The sequence below is a fragment of the Paenibacillus jamilae genome (assembly GCF_050482105.1).
Taxonomy (GTDB): domain Bacteria; phylum Bacillota; class Bacilli; order Paenibacillales; family Paenibacillaceae; genus Paenibacillus; species Paenibacillus jamilae_B.
This window is the reverse complement of sequence record NZ_JBCNHI010000003.1, coordinates 430,611-441,035: the sequence shown is the minus strand read 5'-3', so window position 1 is coordinate 441,035 and position 10,425 is coordinate 430,611. Positions and strand designations below refer to the sequence as shown.

At 45.3% G+C, this 10,425-nt stretch carries 8 protein-coding genes; 1 reads left to right on the top strand and 7 read right to left on the bottom strand.

Annotated elements, in window-relative coordinates:
- Nucleotides 1-317 precede the first annotated feature (317 nt).
- Both ABEW32_RS03320 and gyrA read right to left on the bottom strand, forming a co-directional pair.
- On the bottom strand, nt 318-1,406 hold the full coding sequence (locus tag ABEW32_RS03320; protein WP_430184688.1) for an HD-GYP domain-containing protein: 1,089 nt from the start codon (nt 1,404-1,406) through the stop codon (nt 318-320).
- Nucleotides 1,407-1,624: 218 nt separating this feature from the next.
- Nucleotides 1,625-4,189, bottom strand: a complete 2,565-nt coding sequence (gene gyrA / locus ABEW32_RS03315; RefSeq protein ID WP_430184656.1) for a DNA gyrase subunit A — start codon at nt 4,187-4,189, stop codon at nt 1,625-1,627.
- A gap of 467 nt (nt 4,190-4,656) precedes the next feature.
- On the opposite strand from gyrA, the gene ABEW32_RS03310 reads away from it, so the two are divergent.
- Entirely contained in the window at nt 4,657-5,484 is an 828-nt protein-coding gene (locus tag ABEW32_RS03310) for a YheC/YheD family protein (protein ID WP_430184654.1), read from the top strand.
- Nucleotides 5,485-5,618: 134 nt separating this feature from the next.
- Here ABEW32_RS03310 and gyrB read toward each other — a convergent pair whose 3' ends face one another.
- The 5 genes from gyrB to dnaN are packed head-to-tail and all read right to left on the bottom strand — an operon-like array spanning nt 5,619 to nt 10,399.
- Nucleotides 5,619-7,529, bottom strand: coding sequence for a DNA topoisomerase (ATP-hydrolyzing) subunit B (gene gyrB, locus ABEW32_RS03305; protein ID WP_430184652.1), 1,911 nt, complete (start codon nt 7,527-7,529; stop codon nt 5,619-5,621).
- 31 nt (nt 7,530-7,560) lie between these two features.
- Complete coding sequence (remB, locus tag ABEW32_RS03300; RefSeq protein ID WP_063211658.1) at nt 7,561-7,812, bottom strand: extracellular matrix regulator RemB; 252 nt, start codon at nt 7,810-7,812, stop codon at nt 7,561-7,563.
- Nucleotides 7,813-7,828: 16 nt separating this feature from the next.
- Nucleotides 7,829-8,944 carry a DNA replication/repair protein RecF gene (recF, locus tag ABEW32_RS03295; RefSeq protein ID WP_430184649.1) on the bottom strand — a complete coding sequence of 372 codons (1,116 nt, stop codon included), beginning with the start codon at nt 8,942-8,944 and terminating at the stop codon, nt 7,829-7,831.
- Nucleotides 8,945-8,998: 54 nt separating this feature from the next.
- Complete coding sequence (gene yaaA / locus ABEW32_RS03290) at nt 8,999-9,217, bottom strand: S4 domain-containing protein YaaA (RefSeq protein ID WP_016822440.1); 219 nt, start codon at nt 9,215-9,217, stop codon at nt 8,999-9,001.
- A 39-nt stretch (nt 9,218-9,256) separates the two neighbouring features.
- Nucleotides 9,257-10,399 (bottom strand): DNA polymerase III subunit beta, encoded by a 1,143-nt coding sequence (gene dnaN / locus ABEW32_RS03285; protein ID WP_016822441.1) that lies wholly within the window; start codon nt 10,397-10,399, stop codon nt 9,257-9,259.
- Between the last annotated feature and the right edge of the window lie 26 nt (nt 10,400-10,425).

Sequence of the window (10,425 nt, the reverse complement as noted above, 5' to 3'; positions counted from 1 at the left end):
AAGACCAACCGAAGCTGGTTAATCGAAAGAGCGATTAGCTCATTTTGAAACTGACGAGATAAAATATCTCAATGTTGATTTTGCGAACAAAATCATTTACTCACTCGTTGTTCAGTTTTCAAAGATCAAACATTTTCATTCGCATCAGGGTTTCTTTCGTTCCCCTCAGCAACTTTTATAGTATATCATGTTTCTTAGTTTTGTGTCAACACTTTTTTTCAAAGTGTTTTTCGCTCTTTATTTCAACACTTGAAGCGACAAGAAATAATATATCATATCTCCACTATATTGTGCAACTGTTTTTTCAAAAAACCCAGTTAAGTAACAATACACTCGATATAAAGCTCTCTTTGAAGCATCAGGTTAATAATCTCGCCGTCTACTTGAATCAATGGACGAGTCGGGTGGTCTCGATCAGCAAATATAATTTCCCCTGTACGGTTATCATTGAGGCGCACCTTAGTCCCGTTATTAAATTGGGTTAGCTTTTGAATAAAGACTTGGACCACACTCGGATCAAGCTTTCCAAATGATTCTGATTTAATTTGCTCTAGAACCAGATACGGTGATTGTGCAGGTCGGTATGTTTTCTCCAGGGTCATAGCATGGAATACATCAGCCACCCCTACGATTTTAGCGTAAATGTGGATTTGCTCACCCTTAAGGCGCAATGGATATCCAGTACCGTCCACTTTCTCATGATGCTGAAGAGCTGCCAACCGTACACCTTCGTTAATGGCCTTCACATTTTTAAGCAACTGGTATCCTAGTGATGTATGGCGGCGTACTTCTTCTTGCTCCTCCTGCGTCAGTTGAGAGGGCTTGTACAGAATGGACGGGTCCATCTTAGCATTCCCTATATCATGAAGCAGTCCAGCAAATGCCACCTGCATCCAATCCTTTTGAGGCAACCCAATCCATTGTGCAATGGAGTATGAGGTAAGGGAGGTTAACACGGCATTGTGAAAAATATAGTCCACTTCGATCATGGCAGGCGGAGTATAGGTCATTACATTATAGCGCTGGATATACGCCAATAAGGACTCCAGTTGTCCCCGCAACTCATAAATAGATAAATTAGAGACGAGCACTGATTGAAACGCATTCTTAACAAGGAGCACCATTTTGTCATACTCATCCTGAAATTGTTCAGATTCATCTCGTCCATCTAACGAAGTTCCTTGCGAATCAGCTGTTCCAGATCTAACAGTGGTAAGCTCGCCACTCAATTTGGCAATATCATCCGTACCCACTTCTACTTGCTGGATCAGGAATGCCTCCAAAATCTCCAAGTCACGTGGTAGCAGAATGCGCCCCTTCGGTAGGAGCAAGCTACCCATTTCAGTAAATACGTCGCTTTGTAATTTAAGTCCTGCTTTTAGTTCGGATACGGGTACAGTTGTCATGGTCAACCTCTCTGTTCTCACAACAGCTGCTCCAGCTGCCAGTTATGATGTCATTATATTACTTGGAAATGATCCTGTACATTCATTTTATGCCATTTAAAACGTGCCGGTCTGAATTGGTCGCCCTGAACAAAGAAAAAAGACTCTCTTGACCAAATAGCCAGAGAGCCTCTTTTATCTAAATTTTTAAAAATCACTGTTGCTTCTAAATTCAGGGCTTATTCGTCCTCAGAAGATTCTGGATCGTTACCTTCCGTATCTTCTGTATTCGCTTCAAGAGTTGGTTCAGCAGATGATAGAGTTGGCTCCTCACCAGTTCCTCCGTCCTCTAATAAATCCTCAAGCAGCTCATCTTGTTCCTCATTCTTGTTCGCCCGACAAACCGTTGCAACCGAATCGTCCTCGCGAATATTAATCAACCGTACCCCTTGTGTATTCCGGCCCATTGTGGAGATTTCCCCCATACTAGTCCGAATCAAGGTGCCACTAGCTGTAATAATCATCAGATCCTCTTCGGCTTTTACAACCTTGAGTCCGACAACTGGACCATTTTTATCGGTAACGTTAATCGTCTTGATTCCCTTGCCTCCACGGCTCTGAATACGATAATCCACAGCAGGGGTGCGTTTACCATAACCCTTGGCTGTTACGATCAGAATATCCAGGTTGGTATCGACGATATCCATGCCAATTACAGCATCACTTTCATCAAGGCTAATCCCTTTAACACCTGTAGCGCTACGCCCCATAGATCGTACATCACTTTCAGGGAAACGGATAGACATACCTTGTGCTGTACCAATAATCATCTCCTGCTGTCCATCAGTCAGTTTCACTTCAATCAGGGCGTCATCTTCACGCAAGTTAATGGCAATCAGGCCACCTTTGCGGATGTTCGCATAGTCATCAAGTGGTGTCTTTTTAATAATGCCATGTTGGGTCGCAAAGAACAGATAGCTGTCCTCCACAAATTCCTCAATTGGAATCACCGCATTGATCGACTCACCCTGTTCAATCTGAATCAGGTTAATGATCGGTGTCCCCCGAGCTGTCCGGCTTAGATCCGGAATCTCATACGCCTTAATCCGGTAGACCTTGCCCTTGTCTGTAAAGAATAACAAATGATGATGTGAATTCGTAATAAACAGATGCTCTACGAAGTCCTCGTCTTTGGTATCCATACCTACTACACCACGACCACCACGCTTTTGGCTGCGATAGGTAGTAACAGGGAGACGTTTGATATATCCAGTATGGGTTACAGTAATAATAACGTCTTCACGCGGAATGAGATCCTCATCCAAAATACTTTCTTCACCCACTGTAATTTCAGTGCGGCGATCATCGGCGTAGCGTCCTTTCAGCTCATTTAGCTCTTCGCTAATGATGTTGAGCACCAGATGCTCATTCGCCAAAATTTCGCGATATTCCATAATCTTTTGAATGAGCTCGTTATATTCATTCTCAATCTTCTCACGTTCCAAACCAGTTAAGCGTTGCAGTCGCATATCGAGAATAGCCTGAGCCTGCTCAAGAGTCAGCGAGAAACGCTCAATCAGTCCTTCACGGGCTGCTTCTGCAGTTTGGGAAGAACGAATCAAGGAAATAACCTCGTCCAGATGATCAAGAGCAATACGCAAACCTTCCAGGATGTGTGCTCTAGCTTCGGCTTTTTTCAGATCGAATTCTGTCCGGCGACGAATAACCTCAACTTGATGCTTGAGATAATAATACAAGACATCTTTCAGGTTCAAAATCTTCGGTTCATTGTTTACAATGGCGAGCATGTTGATACCGAAATTGGACTGCATCGCCGTATGCTTAAACAAATTGTTCAGAACGACATTCGGGTTCACGTCTCTACGCAACTCGATCACGATACGCATACCCGTACGGTCGGATTCATCTCGAAGATCCGTAATGCCCTCAATACGTTTGTCCCGTACTAATTCAGCAATTTTCTCGACCAGACGCGCCTTATTCACTTGGTAAGGCAGTTCATGTACGATAATCCGTGCTTTATTGCCAATTTCCTCTATCGTGGTTTTTGCACGCATGGTTACAGATCCGCGGCCTGTCTGGTATGCCTGACGAATGCCTGAGCGACCTAAGATATAACCTGCTGTTGGGAAATCGGGTCCCTGAATGTAATCCATAAGTTCCATCGGTGTAATGTCGGGATTTTCGATCAGAGCTTGTACACCATCAATAACCTCTCCCAAGTTATGCGGAGGAATATTGGTGGCCATACCAACTGCAATCCCGCCAACGCCGTTAACCAGCAAGTTAGGATAACGTGCAGGCAATACAACAGGCTCGTTCTCTTCGCCATCATAGTTCGGCATAAAATCAACGGTCTCTTTGTTCAAATCACGGAGCATCTCCATGGCAATCTTGGACAGCCGTGCTTCAGTGTAACGCATTGCTGCTGCCATATCTCCATCCACGGAGCCAAAGTTACCGTGTCCATCCACCAACATATAACGCAAGGAAAAATCCTGCGCCATCCGCACCATCGTATCATACACAGCTGTATCACCATGAGGGTGATACTTACCGATAACTTCACCGACGATTCTTGCTGACTTTTTGTAAGGCTTATCTGGCGACATGCCTAGCTCGGACATCGCGTACAGAATACGACGGTGTACCGGCTTCAGTCCGTCCCGCACATCAGGCAAGGCACGGCTAACAATAATACTCATGGCATAATCCATAAAGGATTCGCGCATTTCCACTCCGATATCCCTATTGATGATTTGCGAGTTATTTTGATCCGCCATGCTGGTCCTCCTTCTCATCCTTCAATACAGCGCTCTCTATGTGAAAAGCCCAACAAGACACTGCCTATATACTCCGCTCTTTTGCGCAGGATTTTGGCTGAAATCCTCATCTGTATAATTATATTACTTTCACAAAAAGAGCACAATTAAACGCATTTGTCCTCTTTACAGCGTAAATCCCTCGTCATTCCCCTTCTGCCTGTAGCAGATCGCTATCTTCTTGTACAACTTACAAGCCCTGATTACAACAAATTCCCTTGAGCTGGGGATTAGCCCCCACCCTAAGGGCCTTTTCCACATACAATACGTATACGGTCAGGGTTCTACTTAGCAAAATTCCGAAAAACGCCGTATTTCTCTATTATATCATTGTTTTACGCGCTTGTCCTTTAGTTTCCCTTGTTTTGTTAAAGGGTGTGGATTCCAGGTACATGACTCATATTTCGAAAGGAAAGGGATGAGAATACTTGTCTATTCAAAGAGTATCCAGTAAGTGGGCCAAAACAAATGCCATTCTCCCCAATCTGGCATTGGCCGCTTATATACCAGAAACACGTTTGTACACATTTGAGCACTTGAATGAGATGTTGGCAGTGTATGGCACTGTCTATATTAAGCCGGATAACGGTACTTATGGCAAAGGGGTTATGCGTGCAGAAAGGCAGACAGAGCAGCTTCCGCCAACAGAAGAAGGAATCATCGAGGAGAGAACTTGGTATGTGCTTCGCTATGAAGTAGATATCCTCACCTTTGAAAGTCTGGATGAGCTGCATAGGGTGGTTTCTTCACGTATAAAGAAACGTCCCTATCTGATACAGCGCGGGATCCCCCTTCTTCAGCATGAAGCCCGTCCCTTCGATCTGAGGGTATTGACCCAGATGAATTTGAGACATCACTGGGAAACAACGCTTATTGTAGGACGTGTAGCTGCTCCTGACAAAGTCGTCACCAATCATCACAGTGGTGGTACAACGCGCTTTTTCAATGAACTGGTAGCCCCATATATGGACGTAAAGGAGGCTGTACGACTGGAGCAAAAATTATCGAAAATGGGCGAGCGGGTAGCCTGGCAGCTACAAAAGAGATATCCTCGTTTAAGGGAAATTGGGCTAGATGTGGGGCTTGACCAGCAAAACTATCCATGGATTCTGGAGGTCAATACAAGACCAGCCATCAAAGTGTTCTCTTCCCTCCCCAACAAAAGCCTCTATCATAAAATATTCAGATATGCAGTAGGCTACGGCCGGTATGCGGCGTCCACGGGTAAATCTGTACGCTCTAAGAAAAAAGCCTAAAACATTGAAATTAAATATTCAAATCCATCCGGGCCGGTTAATGACAAGAAAAGGGACGCCCATTTGGGCGCCCCTTGTGAAATCTTGCATATACAATTCTCATGAACAGATAACATCGCCTAGAATAAGACGTATTAGAAATCTAGGTTTTTCACATACTTCGCATGTTCTTGGATAAAGTCGCGACGGGGTTCCACATTGTCACCCATTAAGGTATTGAACAGCGTATCAGCCAGCATTGCGTCACTAACAGTAACTTGCAGCATTGTACGGCTCTCAGGGTCCATCGTGGTTTCCCAAAGCTGGGTCGCATTCATCTCACCCAAACCTTTATAGCGCTGTACATTGTATTTGGCGTTTTCTCCAAATTCCTTGATGATCTCGTCACGTTCCGCTTCAGAGTTGGCATAACGCACAACTTTGTTACGCTCAACTTTAAATAGTGGTGGCTGAGCAATGTATATATAGCCAGCATCAATGATTTTGCGCATGTAGCGATAGAAGAACGTCAGCAACAATGTGCGAATATGCGCACCATCGACATCAGCATCCGTCATGATAATAACCTTGTGATAACGGGCTTTGGTGATGTCAAAGTCATCTCCGATTCCTGTACCCATTGCTGTAACCATCGACCGTATTTCATCACTGGACAAGATACGGTCCAAGCGTGCCTTTTCAACATTCAGGATTTTACCGCGAATTGGCAAAATCGCTTGAAAGTGACGATCACGCCCCTGCTTGGCTGATCCCCCTGCTGAGTCACCTTCGACGATGTATAGTTCACTGATCGAAGCGTCCTTAGAGGAGCAATCCGCCAGCTTACCTGGGAGCGAACTGATTTCCAGGGCACTTTTGCGACGGGTAAGCTCACGCGCTTTACGTGCTGCTTCCCGAGCACGAGCTGCTTGTAATGATTTATCAACCACGCGGCGGGAGACAGCCGGATTCTCCTCCAGGAATTCCTGAAGTTTCTCTGCAAACAGAGACTCGACAATTCCTCGCACTTCACTGTTGCCGAGCTTTGTCTTCGTCTGACCCTCAAACTGTGGTTCCGGTATTTTGACCGAGATAATCGCTGTCAGACCTTCACGTACATCGTCACCGGTCAAATTAGCATTGTTGTCCTTAATCAAGCCATTTTTGCGTGCATAATCGTTAATGATACGGGTTAATGCACTCTTGAAACCTGATTCATGTGTTCCGCCCTCATGGGTGTTGATATTGTTGGCGAAAGAATAAATATTTTCGGTATAGCTGTCGTTATATTGCAATGCAACTTCGACCTGAATCATGTCACGAGAGCCTTCGACATAAATCGGCTGTTCATGCAGGGCTTCCCTTTTTTGATTCAGAAACTGCACATATTCACTGATTCCGCCCTCATAGTGGAATGTATCACTGGCGCCTGTCCGTTCATCAGTCAAGCTAATTGCAATGCCTTTGTTCAGGAAAGCCAGCTCACGAATCCGTGTCTGCAGCGTATCGTAGTCATACACAGTCGTTTCGGTAAAGATTTGTTCGTCTGGATAGAAGGTCGTTTGGGTACCTGTCTCTTCTGTATCACCGATGACTCTGACATCATATTGCGGAGCACCACGATGGTACTCCTGCTCATATACATGTCCATCCCGTTTAACATGAACGATCATCTTGCTGGAGAGTGCGTTCACCACGGATACACCAACCCCGTGCAGACCACCGGATACCTTGTACCCCCCGCCTCCGAATTTACCACCTGCGTGAAGCACGGTCATTACGACTTCCAGCGCTGACTTTTTCATTTTGGCGTGTTCACTTACCGGAATACCGCGGCCGTTATCTGTAACGGTAATGCTATTATCTTTGTGAACGACAACTTGAATGCTGTTACAATAACCCGCCAGCGCTTCATCAATGCTGTTGTCCACAACTTCCCATACCAGATGATGGAGCCCCTTGGCGCTCGTGGAACCAATATACATCCCAGGACGTTTCCGAACCGCCTCCAGGCCTTCAAGGACCTGAATCTCGCCCGCATCATAAGACGGTTGATTCATAGACATGCCTTTCACCTACTTCTATAGATTTCTATGGTTAAGCATTGGCAAAAAACTGGTTTGCCCGCTTTTTGAGTGTTGTTGAGGAGATGGGGGAATAATACACCGTATTCTGAGTCACTACGATGGATTTGGCTTCCTCTTCGCCAATCATCTCGACATGCTTTTGCTGTTGGGCGTGGTTCACGTATTGTTTGGAGATTTTAGAGGATTTTTCAATCGAGATATCGAAAATAGCCACAAGCTCTGACGAGCGGATGATCTTTTCTCCACCCAGATGAATATACATAGCGGTCGCTCACTCCTTAGTGTTCCACATGCCCGTCGTGGACGTGAAAAATATGGGCACCCTTAAGCCGTTCTGCGTTTAACGTCTCAATCCCGGTTGCCGTGATAAAGGTCTGCACCTTGCTCTGGAAAGTCTCGATCAGTTGAGTCTGACGATAGGGGTCCAGCTCGGACAATACATCATCCAGCAGCAGGATAGGATACTCCCCAATTTCCTCATGAATTAATTCTATTTCGGCCAGCTTCAAAGACAGGGCCGTCGTCCGTTGCTGCCCCTGAGAGCCATACGTATGCACTTCTCTGCCATTAATGGCAAAGGCCAAATCATCACGATGGGGTCCCGCCAAAGTCATGCCACGGCGGATTTCCTGTTCCCTCATTTGGGATAACTTTATCATAAATCGCTCCAATAAGACAGCTTCATCTTCTTCCTCTGGATCACCGAAGGAGGGAACATAGGTTAATTTTAACTCCTCTGTCCCGCCTGCAATCCCTTCATGAATGGCCTGAGCCCACTTTTGTAGCTTTGTTATAAATTGTTTCCGCTTTTTTACAATTTTAACACCATGCTCAACAAGTTGCTCATTCCATACCTCCAGCATCAGCTGCACGGACACCATATCTTTACCCCAGGCTTGCTTGAGCAGGTTATTTCGCTGAACCAGCACTTTCTGATACTGCTGCAAATGATACAGATATCCTGGCGCAACCTGTCCAATTTCCATGTCAAGAAACCGGCGGCGAACCCCCGGTGTTCCTTTGACGATTTCCAGATCCTCGGGCGCAAACATAACCACGTTTAACGACCCGATAAAATCACTCAGCTTTCGCTGCTCTAGCCCGTTGATCTTTGCCTTTTTGCCTTGTGTGGATAACGAGAGGTCCAATCTGATTTTCCCGTATTTTTTATCCACATCGGCAGCCAGGTGGGTGGAAGTAGCCCCGAAAGAAATTAATTCCTTGTCGCGGGACGTTCGGTGACTTTTAGTTAAAGCCAATACAAAAATCGCCTCAACCAGATTCGTTTTGCCTTGCGCATTTTGTCCGATCAGCAAATTAACGGGCCCAAATTCATTCAGCTCAAGCTGTCCATAGTTCCGATACTGCTGCAAAACAATGTTGTTCACAAACACATAGGGTCCCCCTTGTTATTCCGCACCTAAAAGGAGTCCTTGCCGTTCAGGCGATCATGCTCCTGCCGTAACCTCGAAACGTCCAATGTCCTCTACTTCTACGGTATCCCCTGGGTACAATTTTCTTCCACGCCGTTCTTCTGGTTCACCATTAACGCGGACTTGTCCCTCCTGCAGCAGTGCTTTAGCCATGCCTCCTGTGGAGACACAATCGGCTAATTTCAAAAATTGATCGAGCTTGATGTATTCGGTCTGTATAGATATGGGTTTCAAGGTCTGTTCATCCTTTCGCTTGTTCTCGGATAGGTAACGCTAGTTGGTTGTGCGATATGGCAGGATGATGTACAGCGCATTGCTGGAATCTGCCGGTTTTAAAATAATGGGGCTCATAATGCCAGTAAAAGCAATCGTCAACTGCTCGCTGTCAATCACCTTCAGCACGTCGAGCATATATTTGGAGTTGAACGAGATTTTGAGTGGCTCTCCCTCAAATTTAGACACATTTACTTCCTCACGTACTTTACCAAGCTCAGATGAGCTGGAGGAAATCTCTAGATCACCATTTTCCAACGATTGCATTTTTACAATATTCGTTTTTTCCTCACGAGACAGCAAATAAGCACGGTCAATAGACTCGCTCAAACTTTTTGTATCTACAACCAGTTCTGTTTTGTAGGAGGTCGGAATAATTCTAGAAGTATCAGGATAGGTACCATCCAAAATGCGAGAATAAAATAACACCCGGTCCACCTTAAATAATACCTGATTGTCCGCTACGACGATATCCACAAGCATATTTTGATCTGGAATAATTCTGCTCAGCTCGTTGAGCGTTTTGCCTGCAATGACAACATTGCTAAAACGCAAGCCTTCAGACGTCTCCAAATGAGCGCTGCGGGTGGCAAGGCGGTGGCGGTCCGTTGCGACAAATTTCAATTCACCCTCAGCCAAATTCCACAATACCCCAGTCAAAATAGGTGTCGTTTCATGGGTAGAAATAGAGAATACCGTCTGTTTAATCATATTTTTAAGCAAATCACCTGGCACAGAGATGACTTGATTTTCTTCAATGTTGGGAAGCACCGGGAATTCTTCAGGGTCCAAGCCAACGATCTGAATTTCAGTAGCTCCGGATGAGATAAAGGTTTGGAATTGGTCCTTTACCTCCATGCGGATCTCCTGGGACGGCAACTTTTTGATAATTTCGACAAAGAATTTAGCGGGCAGCACTACACTGCCAGGTTGTTCGATCTGAACGACCGTTTGGTCACCATCCTCCATCGGAATAAAGGATTGAATAGAGATGTCTGTATCGCTGGCGGTCAGTGTGACTCCCTGGTGATTCACATCCAGCTTAATACCGCTCAAAATTGGAATTGTAGTCCGACTGGATATCGCTTTGGATACATGTTGTATAGCCTCGTTCAAAACGTTTTTCAGAATGCTAATCTTCATAAGTTCCTCCTACGGGTTTTAATCCT

Excerpts from the sequence above, each read along its gene's own strand:
- ABEW32_RS03320 (WP_430184688.1), bottom strand. The coding sequence starts at position 1,406 with ATGACAACTGTACCCGTATCCGAACTAAAAGCAGGACTTAAATTACAA.
- gyrA (WP_430184656.1), bottom strand. The coding sequence starts at position 4,189 with ATGGCGGATCAAAATAACTCGCAAATCATCAATAGGGATATCGGAGTG.
- gyrB (WP_430184652.1), bottom strand. The coding sequence starts at position 7,529 with ATGTCTATGAATCAACCGTCTTATGATGCGGGCGAGATTCAGGTCCTT.
- remB (WP_063211658.1), bottom strand. The coding sequence starts at position 7,812 with ATGTATATTCATCTGGGTGGAGAAAAGATCATCCGCTCGTCAGAGCTT.
- dnaN (WP_016822441.1), bottom strand. The coding sequence starts at position 10,399 with ATGAAGATTAGCATTCTGAAAAACGTTTTGAACGAGGCTATACAACAT.